Origin of the sequence: Mycobacterium mantenii, assembly GCF_010731775.1 — a bacterium.
GTDB classification, from domain to species: Bacteria; Actinomycetota; Actinomycetes; order Mycobacteriales; family Mycobacteriaceae; genus Mycobacterium; species Mycobacterium mantenii.
The window spans coordinates 4,459,958-4,480,414 of sequence record NZ_AP022590.1 but is presented as its reverse complement, the minus strand read 5'-3'; the positions used below and the strand labels follow the sequence as shown (position 1 = coordinate 4,480,414).

18 protein-coding genes and 2 pseudogenes are annotated in these 20,457 nt (G+C 65.8%); 4 read left to right on the top strand and 16 right to left on the bottom strand.

Annotated features, from left to right (window positions below; translation table 11 throughout):
* Positions 1–38: 38 nt before the first annotated feature.
* The 5 genes from G6N50_RS20240 to G6N50_RS20220 are packed head-to-tail and all read right to left on the bottom strand — an operon-like array spanning position 39 to position 5,076.
* Positions 39–1,229, bottom strand: a complete 1,191-nt coding sequence (locus G6N50_RS20240) for a thiolase family protein (RefSeq protein ID WP_083098577.1) — start codon at positions 1,227–1,229, stop codon at positions 39–41.
* Positions 1,230–1,256: 27 nt separating this feature from the next.
* Entirely contained in the window at positions 1,257–2,405 is a 1,149-nt protein-coding gene (locus G6N50_RS20235) for a thiolase family protein (protein ID WP_083098599.1), read from the bottom strand.
* Positions 2,392–2,859, bottom strand: coding sequence for a Zn-ribbon domain-containing OB-fold protein (locus tag G6N50_RS20230; protein ID WP_083098579.1), 468 nt, complete (start codon positions 2,857–2,859; stop codon positions 2,392–2,394). Before G6N50_RS20230 ends, G6N50_RS20235 begins: the two co-directional genes overlap by 14 nt.
* A 40-nt stretch (positions 2,860–2,899) precedes the next feature.
* Positions 2,900–3,862 carry a VOC family protein gene (locus G6N50_RS20225; protein WP_083098581.1) on the bottom strand — a complete coding sequence of 321 codons (963 nt, stop codon included), beginning with the start codon at positions 3,860–3,862 and terminating at the stop codon, positions 2,900–2,902.
* A 2-nt stretch (positions 3,863–3,864) separates the two neighbouring features.
* Positions 3,865–5,076 (bottom strand): CaiB/BaiF CoA transferase family protein, encoded by a 1,212-nt coding sequence (locus G6N50_RS20220; RefSeq protein WP_083098601.1) that lies wholly within the window; start codon positions 5,074–5,076, stop codon positions 3,865–3,867.
* Positions 5,077–5,940: 864 nt separating this feature from the next.
* On the opposite strand from G6N50_RS20220, the gene G6N50_RS20215 reads away from it, so the two are divergent.
* Entirely contained in the window at positions 5,941–6,531 is a 591-nt protein-coding gene (locus tag G6N50_RS20215) for a TetR family transcriptional regulator (RefSeq protein WP_083098583.1), read from the top strand.
* A gap of 301 nt (positions 6,532–6,832) precedes the next feature.
* Here G6N50_RS20215 and G6N50_RS20210 read toward each other — a convergent pair.
* From G6N50_RS20210 to G6N50_RS20165, 10 genes and pseudogenes are all read right to left on the bottom strand, one after another.
* Positions 6,833–7,374 (bottom strand): annotated as a pseudogene (locus G6N50_RS20210) (1-acyl-sn-glycerol-3-phosphate acyltransferase); the annotation flags it as partial.
* 22 nt (positions 7,375–7,396) lie between these two features.
* Positions 7,397–8,176 carry an SDR family oxidoreductase gene (locus G6N50_RS20205; protein ID WP_083098603.1) on the bottom strand — a complete coding sequence of 260 codons (780 nt, stop codon included), beginning with the start codon at positions 8,174–8,176 and terminating at the stop codon, positions 7,397–7,399.
* Positions 8,177–8,178: 2 nt separating this feature from the next.
* On the bottom strand, positions 8,179–8,430 hold the full coding sequence (locus tag G6N50_RS20200) for a hypothetical protein (RefSeq protein ID WP_232068791.1): 252 nt from the start codon (positions 8,428–8,430) through the stop codon (positions 8,179–8,181).
* Positions 8,431–8,457: 27 nt separating this feature from the next.
* Positions 8,458–9,609: an amidohydrolase family protein gene (locus tag G6N50_RS20195; protein WP_197748030.1), complete on the bottom strand. Its 1,152-nt coding sequence runs from the start codon at positions 9,607–9,609 to the stop codon at positions 8,458–8,460.
* Between the two features lie 63 nt (positions 9,610–9,672).
* Complete coding sequence (locus G6N50_RS20190) at positions 9,673–10,659, bottom strand: Rieske 2Fe-2S domain-containing protein (RefSeq protein ID WP_232068790.1); 987 nt, start codon at positions 10,657–10,659, stop codon at positions 9,673–9,675.
* Positions 10,660–10,685: 26 nt separating this feature from the next.
* Complete coding sequence (locus tag G6N50_RS20185) at positions 10,686–11,864, bottom strand: cytochrome P450 (protein ID WP_083095181.1); 1,179 nt, start codon at positions 11,862–11,864, stop codon at positions 10,686–10,688.
* The gene (locus G6N50_RS20180; RefSeq protein ID WP_083095180.1) at positions 11,861–12,313 is read right to left on the bottom strand and encodes a Zn-ribbon domain-containing OB-fold protein; all 453 of its coding nucleotides are present in this window, start codon (positions 12,311–12,313) and stop codon (positions 11,861–11,863) included. The genes G6N50_RS20185 and G6N50_RS20180 overlap by 4 nt, the downstream gene beginning before the upstream one ends.
* Positions 12,310–13,446 carry a thiolase C-terminal domain-containing protein gene (locus tag G6N50_RS20175; RefSeq protein WP_083095179.1) on the bottom strand — a complete coding sequence of 379 codons (1,137 nt, stop codon included), beginning with the start codon at positions 13,444–13,446 and terminating at the stop codon, positions 12,310–12,312. Before G6N50_RS20175 ends, G6N50_RS20180 begins: the two co-directional genes overlap by 4 nt.
* Positions 13,447–13,467: 21 nt before the next feature.
* On the bottom strand, positions 13,468–15,675 hold the full coding sequence (locus tag G6N50_RS20170; protein ID WP_083095178.1) for an acyl-CoA dehydrogenase: 2,208 nt from the start codon (positions 15,673–15,675) through the stop codon (positions 13,468–13,470).
* A 94-nt stretch (positions 15,676–15,769) separates the two neighbouring features.
* Complete coding sequence (locus G6N50_RS20165; protein WP_062886387.1) at positions 15,770–16,132, bottom strand: DUF4286 family protein; 363 nt, start codon at positions 16,130–16,132, stop codon at positions 15,770–15,772.
* 521 nt (positions 16,133–16,653) lie between these two features.
* Here G6N50_RS20165 and G6N50_RS20160 point away from each other — a divergent pair.
* From G6N50_RS20160 to G6N50_RS20150, 3 genes and pseudogenes are all read left to right on the top strand, one after another.
* A complete protein-coding gene (locus G6N50_RS20160) occupies positions 16,654–17,244 on the top strand; it encodes a TetR family transcriptional regulator (protein ID WP_083095177.1) in 591 nt (196 codons plus the stop codon).
* 391 nt (positions 17,245–17,635) lie between these two features.
* Positions 17,636–18,451 carry a mycofactocin-coupled SDR family oxidoreductase gene (locus G6N50_RS20155; protein WP_083095176.1) on the top strand — a complete coding sequence of 272 codons (816 nt, stop codon included), beginning with the start codon at positions 17,636–17,638 and terminating at the stop codon, positions 18,449–18,451.
* Between the two features lie 213 nt (positions 18,452–18,664).
* Positions 18,665–19,120 (top strand): annotated as a pseudogene (locus tag G6N50_RS20150) (AMP-binding protein); the annotation flags it as partial.
* A 225-nt stretch (positions 19,121–19,345) separates the two neighbouring features.
* On the opposite strand, the gene G6N50_RS20145 reads toward G6N50_RS20150, so the two are convergent.
* Positions 19,346–20,167, bottom strand: a complete 822-nt coding sequence (locus tag G6N50_RS20145) for a mycofactocin-coupled SDR family oxidoreductase (protein ID WP_083095175.1) — start codon at positions 20,165–20,167, stop codon at positions 19,346–19,348.
* Positions 20,168–20,457: the final 290 nt, after the last annotated feature.

The following is a 20,457-nucleotide window of genomic DNA, read 5'->3' as shown; positions in this document are numbered from 1 at the left end:
CGTTCTTGTCGGATTTGTGTGCGGGGCATTGATTGCCGTCAGACCACCTCGATCACCATGGCTGCACCCATTCCGCCGCCGGCGCACATGGACAGGACGCCGATGCCGCCGCCGCGGCGGCGCAACTCATAGATCGCCGAGGTGACCATGCGGGCCCCGGTTGCGGCGATTGGGTGGCCCAGACTGATGCCCGAGCCGTAGACGTTGACGATGTCTTCATCTAGACCCAGTTCGCGGGCGCAGGCCACGGCTTGGGCGGCGAATGCCTCGTTGATCTCGAACAGTGCGACGTCCTCGATCTTTCGCCCGGCCAGTTCCAGCGCCTTGGGGATCGCCGTGATGGGCGCGCTCCCGGTGCGGTTGGGCGCCACGCCGACGGCGTTCCAGGACAGCACATTGGCCAGGACGTCGTTGCGTGTCGTCGGCGCGGCCAGTGCCACGACGGCGGCCGCGTCGTTGATGCCCGAGGAGTTGCCGGCGGTCACGGTGAAACCCTCGATCTCGGGGTGGAGCACCTTTAGACCCGACAGCGTCTCCAGGGTGCTGCCGCGACGGGGGTGCTCGTCCTGGGCGAAGGTCGTGGTGCTGCCGTCGGCCTGCGGGACCTCGACCGGGACGATCTCCTCGACGAAGGCCCCTGCGTCGATGGCTGCGGTGGCCCGCTGGTGGGAGCGCAGTGCCCACTGGTCTTGCGCTTCCCGTGAGATTCCGTACTGGACCGCGCAGTTGTGGGCCACCGTGATCGACATGTCCATTGCCGGCGCATCCGGGGTCGGTGGGTGGGAGAGGGAGAACCACGGGCCGACCCAGTCGTCGGGGTCCTTGCCGGTGGTGAACGGCTTGCGCTTGCGCGACATCGGTGCCGTCGAGGCTGATTCGGCTCCGCCGGCCAGGATCGCCCGGCCCATTCCTGCGGCGATCTGCCCGGCGGCGACCGCGATTGCGGTGAGGCTCGACGCGCACTGGCGGTTCAGCGCGAGCCCCGGCAGTTGGGTCAATCCGAGATCGACCGCGACGTAGCGGGCGATGTCACCGCCGCCCTGCATGACCTCGGCCAGGATCAGGTCCTCGAAGTCGGTGGCGTCCACACCGGATCGATCGATGGCCGCGGCCACGACCGGCTTGGCGAGGTCCTTGGACTCGACGTTGGCCAGTGTGCCCCTGCGGGCGGTGCCGATCGGGGTGCGCGCCGCGGCGACGATGGCTGCGCGGCTGGTGGTTACGGCCATTTTCGGACTCCCATGGTTGTGTGTGGGTCAGGTCGACAGGATGGTGACCGCGGCGGTGCCGGGGGCGCCGTAAAGCTGCGCATATCCGACCCGCGGTGCGTCCACTTGGCGTGCGCCCGCACGTCCGCGTAGCTGGGTGACGAGTTCGTATATTTGCCGCAATCCCGACGCGCCAACGGGTTCGCCGTTGGCCAACAGGCCGCCGTCGGTGTTGACGGGCAGGCGGCCACTGATCTCGGTCTCGCCCGCTGCGATCAGCTTCTCCTGATCACCGTCGGCGCAGAAGCCGTTCTCGGCCAGATGGATAACCTCGGAGCCGGCGTCGGTGTCCTGCAGCTGGATCACGTCGACATCCTCGGGACCGATCCCGGCCTCCTCGAAGGCAGCCTGGGCCGCGAAGACAGTCGGACTGGGCGCCGGCGTGAGTGAGATCGACGGGCTCAGCACTTCCAGCGCGCCCGCGCGCCGGGAGAACAGTTGGGAAGCCCGCAGGTAAATGGGCTGCTTGGTGTACTTGTGGGCTTGGTCAGCGCGGCACAGCACTGCGGCCGCCGCACCCTCGTCGGGCCCGCAGTACATGTACTGGCGCAGTGGATAATTCAGGATCGGCGACGCGAGGATCTCCTGTTCAGCGACCGGTTTGCGCCGCCAGGCCGTCGGGTTGGCCGCGCCGTTGCGGAAGGCCTTAGCCGCAACCCGTGCCAGGGTTTCGTGGCTGATCCCGTAGTCGTGCATGTAGCGGTTGATCTTCATTCCGAAGAAGTGGGTGGTCAAGAACAGACCCGCTTCGCCATACCAATCCGGCAGCCCAGATACCGAGGGGTGATCGGAGAACGCTCCGCGGGGATGTTTGTCGAGGCCGATCGCGATCGTCAGGTCGTGGTCTCCCACGCGGATTGCGTTGGCTGCCATGGCCAGTGACGTGCCTCCGGTGGCGCATCCGGTGAATACCGCCCGCGCGGGTATGCCGGTCATGCCGAGCAGCGCGGTGATGGCCTCAGGGTTCTTGACCTCCATGCTGCCGGCGTAGAGCGCCTGAATGTCCGTCCACGCCACACCGGCATCGACGAGTGCGTCGTACACGGCCTCTTCGCCCATCTCCAGCGCAGACTTGCCGGGATAGCGGCCGAACGGGTGTAGACCCACCCCGACGATTGCGACGTCACTTGCGGCCATCGTGGTCTCCTTCTGCAGCGTCGTCACCGTCAGCCGGGGCGAAGGCGAAGATCATCGTTTGATCGCCGTCTGCGTTCTTGCCGAACGGCACGATCCGAAGCTCCATCGGCTGACCGATTCTCAGCTTCTCGGGGTCGCTCTCGGTGAGTCGGGTTTCCACCCGCAACGCTCCGGGCAGCTCCACATAGCCGATCGCGAACGGCGTGAACGTCGTCGCGTCGTCATCGCCGGCATACGGCGGCGCCGGAGGCCGGAATTGCTGGGTGGTGAACGTCCACAGCGTGCCGCGCCGCGGCAGCTCCACCGGCTCGAGCGCTTCGCGCCGGCTGCCGACGACGCGGTGGGAGCGATACGGGAAGACGATCTGTCCGTCGGAGGATCGCCCGCCGATCAAAGCGGGATCCTCTGATGGCCAGGTGAACAATCCTTCAGCCAGCGGAACCTGTTGGCTCACGGTCAATATCCTCTCGGTGTCAGTACTGTCCACGCGGCCATCACCGCGACGGTGTCGGTGCGAAGAACGACAGGGGGCGTTCGACGAATTCGAACAACACCCCGTCCGGCGACTGCAGGAAGGCGATGTAGAGTCCGTCGATCTTGGTGCCGGGCAGCGGGCACCACACCGGATCACCTTGCACGCCAACCCAATCCGGCAGCAAAGCCAGTGCGCGTTCTACGCTGTCCACCCTCAGCGCGCAGCGATACAGTCCCTGACTGTTGCCGCCGTCGGCCCTCGGGTGCCGGGCAGTGTCGGGATGCTCGATCAAGGTGAGGGTGAACTGTGCGCCGTCCTCAGGCAAGCCCAGCCGTGCCACCACGCAGTCCACGGGTTCCGCAGTGCCGCCGGGGGCGAGCTGTTCGCCTGAGACGGAGACCCGCGTGGGTCCGTCGATGACGGCGAACCCGATCTCGGTGAGGAAGGCGACGGTCGCCGCGGCGTCGATGGCTGCGATGCGGATGCCGCCGAACAGCGCCCCCTGGTGGGGGTCGGCGTCCGGTGGCGCCTGGGTGAGCTCGATCACCGCACCGTCGGGATCCAGGGCAAGCACCGACTCGGTGCCCGAGATGAGACCGTCGACGGGATCGGAGACCCGTACTCCGGAGGCGCGCAGGTCCGTGCTGATAGCGGCGAGATCGGTGACCGACAGCAGCGTGGAGCGGATGCCGGGTCGCACCGGATCGGTGTTGGTGTCGTGCCGCAGCGGTGGGGTGCTCCACTCGATGGCTTCCAAAGCGCAACTGCGGCGGCCCCCGCGACCGTCATAGAGGAACGCGGTCTCGGTGTAGGTGGGGCCATCCAGGCCCATGATGCTGCCGTCGCCGGGCACCTGGGGATCGGTCCGCATCCGCGTGGTCAGTCCGAGTACGCCGCCGTAGAGCTTCTCGGTGGCCTGCACCGAGGCGCAGTTGAGGTTGACGTGCAGGAAGCGGCGGGCGAGATCCTCGGAGATCGGCATCGCTACAGCACCACCGAGTTGATCTTGAAGTCGATGATCTCGTCCTCGCTGAATCCCAGCTCGGCCAGCACGGCGTCGGTGTGCTCACCGTGTGCAGGCGCGCACGTGAGGTCCAGCGGTATCTCGTTGAACTGGGCGGGGCTTGCAGCCAGCGCGAACTCGTTGGACTTGGCGTCGGTGACCCGAGGCAGATACCCGTTGGCGATCACCTGCGGATCGCTGTGCACCTCGTGGGCGGTGCGCATGACGTCCCACACACCATCGAACCCGGAGAAAGCCTTCTCCCAGTGCGCAAGGCTCTTCGATGCGAAGCTCGCCCGCAGTTCGGCGATGCACTGCTTGCGGTTGCCGAACCGCGCCGTGGCATGAGCGAAGCGCTCGTCGTCGATCAGGTCGGTGCGGCCCAGTCGGGTGCAGAAGTCCGACCAGAATCGGTCGGCCTGCAGCAGCACGAAGGCGATGAACCGGTTGTCGCGCGTCCTGTAGATGCTGGCCACCGGGTTGGGCATCTCGTCGAGGTTGAACTTAGGGATGTCCTGTCCGGTGACGCCGGCGCCGACGATGTCGGGGCCCAGCTGCCAGATTGCGGCGTTGAGCAGCGAGACGTCGACGACCGATGGCTCACCGGTGCGTTCGCGTTTCACCAGGGCTGCGGCAATACCGGCCGCGAGCGCCAGACCACCGTAGGAGTCACCGAAGCCCGGTCGCTGAATCGGCGGATAGGAGCCGGTACCGTCGGCGTACGCATCGCCGATGCCGCCGCGCGCCCAGTACGCCGCCAGGTCGAAACCGCCCTGGGCGGACAGGTCACCCTTGGTGCCGTAACCATGGCCGCGGGCGTAGATGATGTTGGGGTTGCGGGCGCGGATCTGGTCGACGTCGATGCCCATCCGCTGTCGGGAGTCGGGCAGCAGGTTGGTGATGAAGACGTCGGCGGTCTCGATCAGCCTCATCAGCAGTTCAAGGCCTTCGGCGGTGGAGGTATCCAACCCGACACTGCGCTTGCCACGGTTGGGCTGCTCAACAAAGTGGTTCACTCCCCCCGCTCCGGTGACGATCCCTGAGCTGATGAGCCCGCGCTGCGGGTCGCCTGTCTCGGGATGCTCGACCTTGATGACGTCGGCGCCCCAGTCGGCAAGCACCGCGCCGGCCGCCGGGACGAACGTCCACGCGGCCAGCTCGACCACACGGATCCCGCTCAACACGTCAGTCATGTCGTCCATCGGTTCATCGGTTGAGTGCTGACGGCCGGCGTCAGTCGACTAGCAAAGCGATCACCCTGTGGATGTGGCACGAGTCCCCCATCACGTGGCGAAGCTGCGGTCAGCACAGTCACCCGGGCATCGTAACCCGGTTGTTGACGTTTTTGTCAAATGGCGGGTTGCGACGGGAATTTGGCTCTCGTGCGCCCGCCATCGAGCCACTTCAGAACCGCTAAAGCGGGATTTTGACAATAACGTCAGCAAGAGTCGGGGTGGGGTTCGATCCATTGGGGTCCGGGCGCGGAGGACCGCCGTGCCGTCCGGGTGGAGGTTGTTCGTGTCGGGCTGCCTCATAGCTGTGCATCGCCCCTGGCGTCCTTCGGCGACTCGCTGCCCGTGGCTTGTCGTCCTTCGTGGCGACCCTGGCTGAACGCCGCCTGGACATCCGCGGGTGGCGCGTCTTCGACGACTCGCACAACGACCACTGCGCGGCGGCGGGCTTCGCGAGCGCGGGCGCGGTCGATCCTGTGCCGAGATCGGCTACTGGGCGAAGTCCATCGTGATGGTCTCATCGCTTAGATCGCTTGCAGCTGAACGTCATTCAGTGTCGCTCACCGCCTCTTGCGCTGAGGAACGACCGCAGGAAAGCTGCGTGGCCGAGGCTAGCCCAGCAGGTCTGCCGAGGCGCGCGGTTACCGTTCGCCCGGCTTGGCGGTGCGAGCAGAATTGCCTGCATGTTCCAGCCGAAGCCTAATTGGACTTTGGCAATACACTGTCATAATTGGCGCTGTAGCCCCTGCGCGGCGGGGGTGTCAAATCTGGGCCGATGCCGTGATTGTCGCTGTCGGGACATCGGAGACAGTCGAGGAGGGGCGGATGGCGCGAGGCGATCGTTCACCGCGTGACGCGCATGCTGATCGGACGCGGAATGCGCTGCTGGAGGCCGCCCTGAACCTGTTCAGCGCCAACGGTTACGACGCGACTACCACCGACCAGATCGCCGAGAGCGCGGGCGTTTCGCCGCGGACCTTCTACCGGTACTTCCCCGGCAAGGAGTCGGTGCTGTTTTTCGGTGAGTACGACTTCATCGACGCCGTCAGCGGGGTCTACCTCGCGCAGCCCGAGGAGCTATCCGACTTCGAGGCGCTGGCAAGCTCGTTCGCGTTACTTGCGCCGGGGCTTAAGCGCTTTCGCAAGCGGATCGCTCAGTACCACGAAGCGGTCGCGTCGTCGCTCGTACTGATGGGCCGGGAGCGCAGTAATCACGAGGCCAATGCCACGACAGTGGCGAAGGTGATCGCCCAACGGCGGCATCTGCCGGCACCCGACGACGAGTGCCGTTTGCTGGCGGCCGTCGGGATGCTGCTGGTCCAACGTGCCCTCGATCAATGGTTGTCGACACCGGGCCGCGCTCTCGACGATCTGATCCGTCAGGAGTTCGCGGCGCTGCCCACGGTACTGAAGTAGCGGCCCCGCTGACCCTGACGGTCATCGGAGGGTGTGCCGTCGGGGCCACGTCCGCCGGTTGCCCGGCACTGGACTTGACCTTTCAGAACGACCCGCGGTCTGTTGGGTGAACCTGACTTGTGGCACCACTCTGCCGGATCGTTGACTACATGTGGGGCGGGAGTTGCGTTCCCTGCGCATCGCATCACGTGATGCTGGCGGCTTCCGCGGACTGTGAGCTGTGGCCGGCACGTGGACCCGTGGGCTGATCCGCTGGCGGCCCACTCATGCCTCGACGAAGTGGGTTGTTGCGGCACGCCTGCTGGTTCTCCTGCCCGCCAATGGATACCGCGGGGACGATCGGCACTTCAGCGTTGAGCGCCGCCTTGACGTACCCGGTTCGGCCATTGAAGTCGACGATGTTGGCTGACCGGGTGGATCGGTAGACGTCGTAGTCGCCGCCGGGGAATACCACGACCACCCCGCCGGCACGCAGCGCCGCATCGGCGTTGTCGTGATTGGCGCGGATGAAGCCTGTCTTGGACAAGATGTCGCCGGCCGGGGCGGTGGCAAGGATGTCGTGACTGAGTGTGTAGACGGGCCGGTCGTAGCCGAACTTGTCGTAGAGCCGGTCGCGAACACCGGGACATCCAGCGCGAACAACCCGCCCGAGTGGTTGGACACTACCAGCGCCCCGCCAGGCGGAAAGGATTCCAGACCGCGCACCCGGGAACGGTGATACCCCTTGATGATCGGCCGAATCCAGCCCATCACCCGCTCGGTCAGCTCAGGGTCCCACTTGGTGACCTCCGAGGAGCTGGTGTCGCTCGATCCCACTTTCCCCCTTCGGTTTTCATTAATCATCGTCGCGGGTGGCGCCCGCGTGTTATTTCGGGGTGAAGCGTTGCGCGCCGTCGAGCCGCAAGACCTCGCCGTTGGCGTAGCCGTTGGTCAGCAGGAACGTGGCCGCGTCGGCGAATTCTGTGGGGGATCCGAGCCGCTTCGGGAATGGCACGTTCGCAGTGAACTTGGCGATGGCGTCTTCGCCGACCGATTCCATGATCGGAGTCTTCATTGTTCCCGGCGCAATGGTGTTGACCCGGATGCCCACCGAACTGAGATCGCGGGCCGCGGCGATGGTCAACCCGATGACTCCGGCCTTGGCCGCAGCATAGGCGGTCTGCCCGATTTGGCCCTCGTAGCCCGCGATCGACGCGGTCAGCACCAGCGCGCCCCGCTCACCATTTTCGCGGGGTTCGGCCGCGGCGATCGCGGCGGCTACCAACCGGGCCACGTTGTAGGTGCCGTTGAGGTAGAGATCGATCGTCTTGGTGAAGCCACCGAAGTCCGCCGGGCTGCCGTCGCGCTGCACGATCCGTTGCGCCACACCGAAACCGCCGTGTGCCACGACCGCATAACGCAGTTGACCGAGCTGGTTGGCCTGCTCAATCGCGCCGAGGATGCTGTCCTCGCTGGTCACGTCGGTGCTCACGAACAGCGCCCGGCTGCCCAGCTCGTCGGCCAGCGCCTTGCCCTTGTCGGTGGCGAGATCAGCGATCACCACACCTAAGCCGTCGGCGTGCAACCGGCGAACCGTCGCCTCGCCCAGACCGCCGGCGCCGCCGCTGACAATCGCCGAGGCACCTTCGAATTGCTGCACCATCACCATTACTCACTCCTTGGGTTGGGACGGACTAGCCGTCGAGATAGTCGTTGTATTCGTCGCGGAACTGACTCCATCGCGTTGAGGCGGCGGGCCAGCGGGGTGATCTCGGCGTCGATCTGGGCAGGATCGCCCGAGCTTGCCGTCACTTCGTCGAGCCGAGCGTGGGTGCGCTCGATCTCCTCGACGAGGCGCTCGCGGGCCTCGTCTTTGGTGAGGAGATCCGTCGGTCCAGTCCGACCGAGGAAGCTGCTCAACCCGCCCCACGTCGTCGCCGGCGGGGGTCACGCCACCCGCGGAAAGTTGTAGAACTCACGGGCATTGAGTTCGACGATCTTGTGGGCCTCGTCGTCGGGCACGTCCTTAAGGGCCTGCGCGGCCCGGTCGCGGCTCTGCGGCCAGAACGAATCCGAGTGCGGGTAGTCGCACTCCCAGGTGATCTTGTCGACGCCGATCATGTGTCGCATCTCCACGCCGAAGTCATCCTCGATGAAGCAGCCGTGAAAGTGCTTCTTGAACAGGTAGCTCGGCGGGTGGTCCTGGTTGACGTTGTTGTAGAAGCGGTGCTTACGCCACACGCTGTCGGCGCGCTCCAAGATGTAGGGGATCCAACCGATGCCGCCCTCGCTCAGGCCGATCTTCAACTTGGGATGCCGGTACAGCGTGTGGCTGAACAACCAGTCGGTCAGTGCGGTCATCGACATGGTCCCCATCAGCGTGACGAACACCGCGAAAGGGGCATCCGGAGCAATCGGCGGCGGGAAGCCACCAGAACCGAAGTGCTGAGCCAGCACCAGGCCGGTGTCCTCCATCGCCGACAGCAGCGGGTCCCAGTGATCGGAGTGCACGGAGGGCAGGCCGAGCCGGTCGGGCAGGTCGGGGAAGGTCACGCATTTCGCGCCCTTAGCGGCGACACGGTGGATCTCCTTGACGCTGGCCTCGACGTCCCAGAACGGCAACATTGCAACCGCGACGAACCGATCCGGTGCGGTGGCGGCCCACTCGTCGAGGTGAAAGTCATTCCAGGCCTGCGAGCACAGTCGTGCTAACTCTTTGTCCTCGCCCTCGTGGAACACCGCGCCCGCGAACCGCGGGAATGAGGGGAAGCACGTCATCGCCTGCACGCCGTCGATGTCCATGTCGGCCACCCGCGCCTTGGGGTCGTAGCAACCGGGGATCATGTCGTCGTAGCGCACCGGTTCGATGCCGTACTCCTCGGGCCTCTTGCCCGCGACCGCGTTGAGCCCGATGTAGGGGTAGATCCGGCCCTCGTATTCCCAGACCTGACACATCGCCTTGGTATCGGGGCGCTCCCACTCGATGATCTTCGGACCCGCCTCCAGGTACTTGGTGGGCAACCGATCACTCCAGACCTTCGGATGTTCGATCAGGTGATCGTCAACGGAGATCAATTCCATCCAGGGCTGCAGCGGCACGGGTGGCTCCTTTGTCCGGGTAAGTGAAGTGAGCGGGGAAACACATTCAGTTTTCTTACGGGCCTATTTATTGGCGGTGAGTACGTCAGGTTCCGGATAGAAGCCGCGCGCCCAACGGCGCAGCCGCTGAAAGCCCGCGGCCTCGCTCGGCGCGAGCCCAGGTTTGTCCAGGTACTGCTGGTGATCCCAGATCTTGATGTCGTCGGGCAGCGCCATCTTGGCGACCCGGAGTCGTTCGTCGTAGTTCTCACCCTCGGAGATCCAGTACGTCGCGAAGATGTCGGACGTGGCGTCATCGACGGGCGTCGTGCAGATCGCGATGACCCGCACACCGTCGGCGGTGTGCTCACCGTTGAAGCTGACCCCGATTCCCGACCAGCGGATCTCGATGGTGTTGTGGGTGTCGCCGGGCCGGTCGACGCCGTTGACCCATCGCCGGCCGAACCCCACCTTGGCGTGCCAGGCCTCTTCGGTGACGTGCTCGGTGAGCACGACGGGGCTGATCGGGGTGCGGTGGACGAACTGGAAGTGGTGGGGGTCGACGCCGTTCTCCGCGACGATCTGCGGGTGCACATGGATTCCGGGAAACAGGGCGCGTTCCTGGCTGCCGACCGCTCGGTAGCACCGACTGCTGACGTGCTCGCCGAGGGCTTCGAGCGCGTGGGGTAGCTGCCAGAGCGGATCGCGGCGTTGCACGTCGTGCCAGAGATAGATGCATTCGTTGATTTCTGACACCGGCCAGGCCCGTACCCGTCGTCCCCGGTTGGGGCGTTGCTCATAGGGGATGCGGACGTTGCGGCCGTTGCCGTCCCAGACCCAGCCGTGGAAGGGGCACTGGATCCCGTCCTCGACCACACAGCCCCCGACGGAGAGATTGGCCCCGAGGTGTTGGCAGTGCGCGTCGAGGACGTGGACGGCGCCGTCCAAGTCGCGGAAGGCGACCAACTCAGTCCCGAAATAGTGCAGTGGCTTCACCGCGCCGACGGCGAGATCGGAGCTCCAGCCGACCTGGAACCATCCGGTCGGCTGCATCGTCGGCAACTCGCTCACGCAGCGCATCCGCCCGTTGTTTCGGTTCAGTTGGGTGGCAGGACGAGCGGGACGGCGTCCAGGCCCATGGTGGCGTGTGGCCACGGCACGGTGGGCTGGGCGCCCTCGAGGAGGGCGTAGTTGGGTATGCGGTCGTGCCATTCCTCGAGGATCAGGCGCAATTCGAGGCGGGCCAGGTGGGATCCCAGGCAACGATGGGGGCCGCGGCTGAACGCGAAATGGGGTGGCTGCTTGTCGAGATGCACGGTGTCTGGGTCTGGATATTGGTCGGGGTCGCGGTTTGCGCCGCCCAGACTCATCAGGATCGTGGTGTCCTTGGCCACGGGGCACCCCGCTATTTCGACGTCCTCGGTGGCAACGCGCGGCGCGAACGGCACCGGGCTGTCGACTCGGAGCTGCTCCTCGATGAAGTGCGGAATCAGCGAGTAGTCAGCGGTAAGTGTGTGTCGCAGTTCCGGATCCGTGGCCAGCCTCGCAAAGGAGAAACCCAAAGCAGACGTCACGGTATCGAGGCCGGCAAGGACGAACAGGAAGCACAGCCCGAGGATCTCCGGGTCGGTGAGACCGCCTTCGTCGTCGAGCGCTGTCAACTGCGAGAGCAGATCATCACCCTCGGGGTTGGCGCGCCGCGCCGCAATGTGCTCATTCAGGTAGGTGTAGAGTTCGAGGGCGAGCGCCAAGACCTCCGGCGTCGGCTCGCCGCTCGCGGGGTTGGTGAACTCCAGGATCGAGTCCTTCCAGTGCACCAGGCGGTCGCGGTCTTCCAGCGGCAACCCGAACAGTGTCAGGAAGACCTGGGTAGGGAACGGGACGGCGACGTCGGCGAGGAACTCACACTCCCCCCGTTCCTTGATGGCATCGATCAACTCGCCCGCCTGCCGCCGCAGCTCGGGTTCGCGTTCAGCCATCCTTCGCGGACTGAAGAACGGGTCCAACAGCCGTCGGAATCGGGTGTGATCGGGGGGGTCGATGGCGATCGGAACCAATGGGACCGGGCTGCCGAGGCGGTCGAACGCCCGGGCCGAGGAGAAAAGTTCGGGTCGCTTCGCCACGAACTCGACGGCCGCAGCGCTGGTCAGCACCACCTGCTCGCGACCTTGCACGACCTCGCCGTGCTGGCGGAGCTGCTGCCAGGCCAGTGTTCTGTCCTGGGTGAACGGTAGATCGTCGACGTCGAAGGTGGCGTCGGTGCTCATGTCGGTCATGCTGGCGTGGTCCCGTCGTTCGCGAGCCGGATGGTGAATTCGGGTATGCGGTAACCACTCTCACCGAGGTCGACGATGCGGGCCTGCACTGGTTGGCCGATCCGCACGTCGGCGGGGTCGGCGTCGATGACCGCATTGATACGTAGGCCGGGCTGTTCGTCGAGTTCGATGAGGCCGACGACGTAGGGCGGTATGCGACCGGGCACCAGCGCTTGGCGTATCACGATGTAGCTGAAGATGGTGCCCCGTCCGCTGACTTCTTCAAAGTGCACTGGGCCGCCGGTGTATCGGCTGCGTTCTAGCGGGGGGTGGATCCACTTGCCGGTGTCGTCGCAGCGACACAGCATCAGCTTGCCGGCCTTGAGGCCTTCCCAGTACGGCGCCGAGTCCGGGTCGGGTACCGGGATCGGCGGCATCAGTAGCGGATTGGTGGCCGGGGGTGATGTCATGGCTTCTCCCTGCTGTAGACGTTAGCGCCGCCGAACGGGCCGCCGCCGGCGGTGACGAGAGCGAGTTGGGCACCGTCGACCTGGCGCACACCGGCCGCGTGACGCAACTGCAGTGCGGCTTCGTAATGGTGGTTGAGGCCGTGAATGTAGCCTTCGGACAACAGGCCGCCGTGGGGGTTCACCACAACGTCGCCGCCGTAGGTCGCGCGGCCGGTGGAGAAGAACTTGCCGACCTCGCCCTTCTCACAAAATCCGAACCCTTCCATGGTGGCCATCACGGTGTAGGTGAAGCAGTCGTACATGCAGGCCAGATCCATGTCAGCGGGTGTTAGCCCCGTCTTGTCCCAGATCTTGGGACCGGCGGTGCGCGAATACATTTCGGTCGGATCGCTCCACTCCGTCCAACCGGCCCCACCTTGAGAGTTGGACGAGCCGACGAGCCACATCGGATCCTGCTTGGCGTTGCGGGCGATGTCCTCGCCCGTAATCAGGATGGCCACCGCGCCGTCGACCTCGGAGGTGCAGTCCAGCACCCGGAACGGCTCGTTGATCCAGCGCGCCGCCAAATAGTCATCCATCGACAGCGGCTCGCGACGTAGCGCGTGCTCATTGGGCCCGGCGTGCTTACGCTGGGTGATCGCGATCTGACCGAGATCCTCTGAGGTGGAGCCGTATTCGTGTTGGTGGCGGCGCGCCCACATGGCAAACCATTGCGGCGGCACCATGAATCCCGACGCGGTGTCGAACTGGTCATGGTGGGGCACCTGCATCGGTCCCTCGATGTGGCCGAAGCGATGTCCGGAGCGGCCGTTGAGCGAGCGGTACACCAGCACGGCCTTGCAAATCCCGGCCTCGATGACCGCGGCGGCGGTCGCGACCTGGTCGGCTACCAGGTTCCCGCCGCCGAACATGGCGTTGGCCCACGCCAATTCCTCGATACCGAGCGCCCACCCGACGAAGATCGGCTGTTCGGAGTCGTTGGCCATGAAGGTGCAGATCCCGTCGATGTCGGCTGGTGTCAGCCCGGCGTCGTCGATCGCATCGCGGCAGGCGGCGACGGCCATCCCACGGGTGGTGCGCCCGGAGTTCTTCGAGTAGGTGGTGCGGCCGATTCCGATGACGGCACAGGTCATTTCATTTCTCCAGTCATCGCGTTACTTGGTGGTCGGTGCGGGCGCCGGGTCCCTGGGCAGGCCCAGGATTCGTTCGGCGATCAGATTTCTGACGACTTCGGAGGTGCCGCCGGCGATGGTCAGGCAGCGACTGAACAGGTAGTCGTGCACCACCGTTCCGGCGGCCTGCCGGCCCAACGGATCGCCGCCGACGGCCTGGCAGCCGTCGGGTCCGGTCAACAGGGCGGGCCCGGCGATGCGGACTGCCAGTTCGGCGACGCGCTGAGCGTGCTCGGCGCCGAAGAGTTTGGCGATGTTGCCTTCGATGCCGGGTCCGGATTCGAAGACCGCGCGGGCAGCTTGGCGCAGGTTCACCGTCGCCAGGGCGTAGGCCTCGATGAGCAGCGCGCCCACCTCGCCGGCCAGCCGGTGATCGTTGCCGCGGTGACGAGCCAACAGATCGAGCAGGTCCTCGGCGACCATGGTCACCGAGCCGCCGCCGATCGACACCCGCTCATTGCCGAGGGCCGCCATGGCCACCCGCCAGCCGTTGTTGACCTCGCCGACCACGCGATCGTCGGCGACGAACACCTCGTCGAAGAAGACCTCGTTGAAGAGGGCTTCCCCGGTGATCTCCCGCAAGGGACGGATTTCGACCCCCGGTGCGGACAGGTCGATGATCATGGCCGTAATGCCCTTGTGCTTGGGCACATTCGTGTCGGTGCGCACCGTGGCCAGCCCAAGCTGGCAGTTCAACGCGTCGCTGGTCCACACCTTCTGGCCGGTGAGCGTCCAGCCGCCGTCGGTCCGGACGGCCTTGGTGGACACTGCAGCCGCATCCGAGCCGGCTCCCGGTTCACTGAACAGCTGGCACCACCGCTCCTCACCCTCCAGGCTGGGCCAGATGAACCGGTCGATCTGTTCAGGGCTGCCGTGTTGCAACACCGTGGGCACCATCCACTCGCCGAGACCCAGGCTGGGGCGTTCCACGCCGCGGAGCTCCTGCTCGATAATCAGCTGCTCGATCGAGCCGGCGGCACGGCCATAGGGTTTGGGCCAGTGCGGCACCAGATATCCGGCGTGAGCCCACAGCTTCTGCTGCTCGGCGGGTTCGGTCTTGGCCAGCTCTGCCCGGAAGTCCCTTACCGCCTGCCGGTACTGTTCGGCGTCCGGCGGTAGGTCCAACGACGTGCCTTGGCGTGCACCGCCGATCTGCAGGGCTGCGACGTCATCGCGGAGCGCGTCCTCGCCGCCGGCAAACGCCAGCAGCACCGTTGCGCGGCGGACGTAGAGGTGGGCGTCGTGTTCCCAGGTGTAGCCGATGCCGCCGTGGATCTGGATGTTTTTCAGCGCCGCGCGTTGATAGGCGGGCAACACGTGCCCAGCCGCCATCGTCACCGCCAGCTCGGCCTCGGATGCCTTGGTGCGGGCCGCATCCCAGGTGGCGGACACGGCGAGCTCGGTGTCGACCAACATGTTGGCGCAATGGTGCTTGATCGACTGAAAGGACCCGATCGGGCGGCCGAACTGTTCACGGGTGGCCGCATAGACGCTGGCCATCTCGGTGCACGCGGTGAGACCGCCAACGGCTTCGGCCGCGGCCAGCAGGCGCACCGTCCGGGCCGCAACGCGGGCCATCCCAGGGAAGCTGTCCACCACCGGCGCCGACGCCAAGTTGGCGACGGTAATCGGGCGCATCACCTGATCGACGGCGTCGCTGCGCGTTGTGCCCACCGCGTCGCCCGCCTCGACGAGCACCAGATCGTCCCCGACCGGAATGAGGAACAGATCGGCGTCCTGCTCCCCGAGGGTCGCGATTGCGTCAGCCGCAACTGCCGATCCCCTCAGCGCGGCATCACTGGTGGTGCCGATCGCGGCCACGACGTCGCCGGACACCAGCTTCGGAAGCCAACGTTGTCGTTGCTCCTCGGTGCCGACCTCGGCGATGACTGCCGAGACGACCACCGTGGGCAGGAACGGTCCCGCGATCGCGGCGCGGCCGAGTTGTTCGAGCACAATGGTCAGCTCGGGTAGTCCGAAGCCCTGACCGCCGTAGCGTTCGTCGATGTGCAAACCAAGCCAGCCCGTGGAGACGATCTCCTTCCACAAGCCGTCGTTCTGCCACCAGCGCCCGCTGTCGTCCGCGTCGAGCAGGATGCGGCGCGCGGCTGCGGTTCCGCCGCGACCGGCCACCAGCGATTTGGCGACGTCGGCGAGTGCACCGTGGTCTTCGGTCAACGCCAAGGGCATGATGCGGCCTCACTCATCGGGACGAACAGCGAAAGGTCATGAGTCCGAGCGGATCTCGCCCGCACGCGTGTCGCGCGGAACGGGGACCCAGCCGTCATGTCGCTACCCGTCGTTCGCCGCGGGGAGTCCAGCCGGTCAACGACACGGTGCTCAGGTCCAACGTCTCGCCCAGCGTCAACGTGCCCGCCATGACCCGCTTGAGGAACTCCGCCATCACAGCGTCGGGCTCGCGATCGAGTTCGTAGACCACGAGATAGCGGTGCGTCGGCGGCGGTAGCTGTGCGGGCAGGTCCTCGTCCTCGGGCACCTTGACCTCGGACAGGTCATAGCGCTGGGCGGCCACGACACCGGGAACGTCGAGAACCTCCGGCACGTGCGTGGAGTCGTACCACGCATTGAATGCGTCGTCTTGACCCTCGATGGGGTTGCTCAACACAAGGAACACGTTCTCCGCCACGCACACGCCTTTCGGGCCGATGGATTCGAAGACTGGCTTCGTAAGCGAGAGTATGGCAGAGGACTGTCATAGTCAATGTACGGCTCCTGGCTCGGCGTCCGATCGACACCGACCTGCGTCGCCAACCGTCGTGCGGCGCGCCGGCTCGCGTGGGCTCCCTGCGCGCGTCGATGCCGGCACACGGCTTCCGCGATGATGCGCGCGCTTCCTGGGATTGGCGGCGCCAAGCCGCTGAGTAGCCTTTTAGGAGCTGTTATTTGAATGCCTGGACCGGCCTGCATGGGGTTGCTTCTTCGCTACGCGCCGGCACGGCGCGGTCACATTCTCGGATACCCCGCCGCGCCGCCGGCACCGACAGCTGCGTGCAGTGATTGTGATCCGGCTATCACCGGCCGACCGTTGAGGCTTCTGGCAGCGCACTGTCATACTGTCGGAATAGCAGGGGGCTTGCCCGTGGTGCGGGGATCCTTCGGGGCCACTGTCACCCAGACCGGCACATGGGCTTGAGGAGGTGCGCAGCGATGGTGCGCGGTGAACGCTCGCCCCGTGGCGATCACGCCCACCGGGTGCGTACCACGCTGGTCGACGTCGCACTCGATCTCTTCAGCACGCAGGGGTACGACGCAACGACCACCGACGAGATCGCGAAGGCGGCCGGCGTGTCCACGCGAACGTTCTTCCGTTACTTCCCCACCAAGCAGTCCATCCTGTTCTTCGGAGCCTATGACTTCATCCAAGGATTCCGGGGGGTCTACCTCGCCCAACCGACGTCGGTGTCAGACCTCGACGCCATGACCGAGTCGTTCGCGTCGCTGGCAATCGGCCTGAAACGGATCCGCCGCCGCGTCTCGCTCTACCAGAAAGCGGTCGCCACCTCTCTGGTCCTGCGCGGTCAGGAACGCCATGACCAGGATGGCAATGCACAGATCGTCGCGCTGGCGGTCGCAGAGCGCCGCGGGCTTCCGACCCCCGATGCCGCGGCGGAGGTACTCGCCGGGGTCGGGCTGCTGCTGCTCGACCGTGCCGTCAAGCGGTGGGTATCGGGCCACGATCACGCCGTCGACGACCTCGTCCGGCACGAGTTCGCCGCGCTATCGGCCGCCTTGCGCTAGTTTCCTCGGTGCCTCGCGGCCTGGCAGCTGACTGCCATATCGCATTATCGGCGACGCGCTGGATTCAGCGTCGATTCGTGCCGTGGCGGTACGATGCCCGTCGAGCGTGTGATCAGTGAAGAACGTCGGAACCGATCTGTTGAACTGCGGCGATAGTTCCTGCTTGGACAGCGCGACGGGCCCTCCACTCGATGGTGATCGGCGTCCTCGCGTTCTCTGCGTCTACCCGTGAGATTCGGCCGAGCTCCCGAAGAAGCACGGTCTTGACCTTTGACACTTGGCTGCCATAGTGTCGGTATCCCGCGGCGTGGGCTGCAGACAGATGTCCACGCGGACCTCACTCCCAGCGAGGCGACATTGCGCGGCACAACAGCGAAAAGGGTTGAGGACCATGGGTGTGTTGGACGGTCGGGTTGCTTTCATCACCGGCGCCGCGCGCGGGCAAGGACGTGCCCATGCGGTGCGGTTGGCTGCCGACGGCGCCGACATCATCGCGTTGGACATCTGTGCCGATATCGCGTCTATGGACTATCCCAACGCCACCCGGTCGGATTTGGACGAGACGGTCAAGCTGGTCGAGGGTGCAGGCCGGCGCATCGTGGCGCGTCAGGCCGATGTCCGCGACGGCGACGCCGTGGAGGCGGTCCTCGCCGACGGCCTCGCCGAATTCGGGCGCTTGGACATCGTGATCGCCAACGCCGGCATCATCCGGCTGTCCGGTGGCGGTGACGACCGGCAGGTGTTCCGTGACATCGTCGACGTCAACCTGACTGGGGTGTGGAACACCGTGCATGCCGCGATCCCGACCCTGATCGAGGGCGGGCGCGGCGGATCAATCGTCATCACCAGCTCCAGCGCCGGGCTCAAAGCCACCGGCACCGACCGGACTGGCGGTCAGGCCTATTCAGCTGCCAAGCGAGGACTCGTCGGTCTGATGCAGGTGTGGGCCAACGAACTGGGGAAACATTCCATCCGTGTGAACACCATCCACCCCACTGGGGTGGCGACCGGCATGGTCATGAACGAAGCGATGGGCAAACTGCTCGAGTCCGGGGACGTCGCGATTGAGGCGATGCAGAACGTGTTGCCGATCCCGATGCTGATGCCCGAGGACGTGGCGAACGCGGTGGCCTTCCTGGTCTCGGATGAAGCCAAGTTCATCACCGGAACGGCCTGGCCCCTTGATGCCGGCTTTGCGGTGCGCTGAACGCTGCGGCTACTCACTGAGCACGGCGCGATTGTTATTGGTGGCGCGTCGTGAATGATCTCTATGCCCTGACAGCGACCTTCATCCGTGCCAGGCTTGTAACGGTCCTGCGCCCCGACAAATACGTCCGGGTCCTCTCTGCGGTGCGGCGTGAAGGAATGTCGGCGACGACGGTTTCGCGATCGCCAACGGCCCTGGCCGGCGACGCGCGCCGGCAAACTGATCCTGCTGACCTCCGGGACGACGGGACTCCCTAAGGGCGCCAGGCATTCCGGTGGTGGGCTCCGGGCCGTCGAGGCGATCCTGAACCGGACGCCGTGGCGTGCTGAAGAGACGACCGTCGTGGCGGCACCGATGTTTCACGCCTGGGGTTTCGGGCAGTTGGTGCTCGCGGCGATGATGGCGTGCACCGTGGTCACGCGCCGCAAGTTCGATCGCGAGGCCACCCTGGACCTCGTCGACCGGTACCGCGCCGCCAGGCTAGCCGTGGTTCCGGTGATGTTCGACCGGATCATGGACCTGCCCGACGATGTCCGCAACCGCTACAGTGGGCGCTCGCTGCGGTTCGCCGCCGCATCCGGTTCGCGGATGCGGCTTGATGTGGTGATCGCCTTCATAGACCAGTTTGGCGATGTCATCTACGCCAACTACAACGCCACCGAAGCCGGCAGGGCTTTCCGGAGCGCTCAGCGCGGTCGGTACTGCGATGGCGCACGTCACGCCCGGCGCCCACCGGCAGCCTCGATGAACTACCGCTTTTCAGTCGCCGTGATGCGCTCATCGGGCTGTCGCTTGTCTGATCTGGCCCTTGCGTCGAAGTGATGCGTCCGTCGTCGACACTGGGTGCCGATGCTTAGCGCACCGCCAACCGACCGCCCGGCTGCAACGTCGCTACTACATGGCGGTGTATCCGGCGTCGACGGGCAGGCATACCCCGGTGATGTAGCGGGCGTGATCGCTGGCCAGCCACACCACCGCGTTGGTGACGTCCTGGGCCTCGACGAACGGGACCGGAAGCAGGTTGGTGGCCAGCTTCGATGCCGACGGATGCTCGGTAAACACCTGCGCCATGTGCTCGTTGACCACCATCGGGGTGAAGACCCCGGTCGGGTGCACGGTGTTGACCCGAATGCTGTGCTCGGCGTAGGAGGTGGCCGCCACCCTCATCAGGCCGACGACACCATGTTTAGATGCGGCGTAGGCGAAGGCCGCCGCGCTGCCGTCCCCGCCTCGGCCCACCAGTCCCTGCGTCGAACTGGTCAGGATGATGGAGCCGCCGCGTCCTTTTCGAATCATCGAGGGCACCGAGGCCACTAGGGTGTTCCAGACTCCGAACAGGTTCGTCTCCACGATGTCTCGGTAGAGGCCCTCGTCGGCGGGATCGGTCTTGCCCGTGGCCACCACGCCGGCGTTGGCGACCACGATGTCGATGTCCCCGAGTTCGGCGATTCCGGTCTCGGCAGCCGCTCGCAGGTCGACCAGCTCGCGGACATCTACCACCGACGTGTGAATCCGCCTGCCCAAATCACGGACGAGTTGCGCGGTCTGCTCCAGATCGTCGCGGCTGGCTAATGAGTAGGGGATGGAATCCATATCGGCGGCGCGGTCGACCGCGATGATGTCGGCGCCTTGCTCGGCCATCGCTACCGCGTGGCTGCGGCCTTGCCCACGCGCAGCACCGGTGATCAGTGCGACTTTGTTGTCGAGCAGTCCCATGTGTGCCCCTTTCCTGGTGTTCGGGCGGCGGAGGAATTGGTCCGCTGGTGCGTTAGGGATTCAGCAGCCGGGCGCCTATGGATGTATCGAAATGCAGTACGCGAACCCGACAGGCCGCGCCCGGGAAGTCTATCTGACAGTGACGTGTCAACATTCTGTTCGCCAATGACAGAACGGCGGGCTCCGCATCGGTCAGGTCGCGGTGACCGGCGGCCCTTGAACCAATGATGTATTTCCTTGTGACAGTGCTCTTGCCAAGCCTCTGTTAGGCCACTGCAACACCTGTGCTC

Excerpts from the sequence above, each read along its gene's own strand:
- G6N50_RS20225 (WP_083098581.1), bottom strand. The coding sequence starts at position 3,862 with ATGCCGATCTCCGAGGATCTCGCCCGCCGCTTCCTGCACGTCAACCTC.
- G6N50_RS20220 (WP_083098601.1), bottom strand. The coding sequence starts at position 5,076 with ATGACTGACGTGTTGAGCGGGATCCGTGTGGTCGAGCTGGCCGCGTGG.
- G6N50_RS20185 (WP_083095181.1), bottom strand. The coding sequence starts at position 11,864 with ATGACCGACATGAGCACCGACGCCACCTTCGACGTCGACGATCTACCG.
- G6N50_RS20215 (WP_083098583.1), top strand. The coding sequence starts at position 5,941 with ATGGCGCGAGGCGATCGTTCACCGCGTGACGCGCATGCTGATCGGACG.
- G6N50_RS20155 (WP_083095176.1), top strand. The coding sequence starts at position 17,636 with ATGGGTGTGTTGGACGGTCGGGTTGCTTTCATCACCGGCGCCGCGCGC.
- G6N50_RS20160 (WP_083095177.1), top strand. The coding sequence starts at position 16,654 with ATGGTGCGCGGTGAACGCTCGCCCCGTGGCGATCACGCCCACCGGGTG.
- G6N50_RS20180 (WP_083095180.1), bottom strand. The coding sequence starts at position 12,313 with ATGACATCACCCCCGGCCACCAATCCGCTACTGATGCCGCCGATCCCG.
- G6N50_RS20145 (WP_083095175.1), bottom strand. The coding sequence starts at position 20,167 with ATGGGACTGCTCGACAACAAAGTCGCACTGATCACCGGTGCTGCGCGT.
- G6N50_RS20235 (WP_083098599.1), bottom strand. The coding sequence starts at position 2,405 with ATGGCCGCAAGTGACGTCGCAATCGTCGGGGTGGGTCTACACCCGTTC.
- G6N50_RS20175 (WP_083095179.1), bottom strand. The coding sequence starts at position 13,446 with ATGACCTGTGCCGTCATCGGAATCGGCCGCACCACCTACTCGAAGAAC.
- G6N50_RS20170 (WP_083095178.1), bottom strand. The coding sequence starts at position 15,675 with ATGCCCTTGGCGTTGACCGAAGACCACGGTGCACTCGCCGACGTCGCC.
- G6N50_RS20240 (WP_083098577.1), bottom strand. The coding sequence starts at position 1,229 with ATGGCCGTAACCACCAGCCGCGCAGCCATCGTCGCCGCGGCGCGCACC.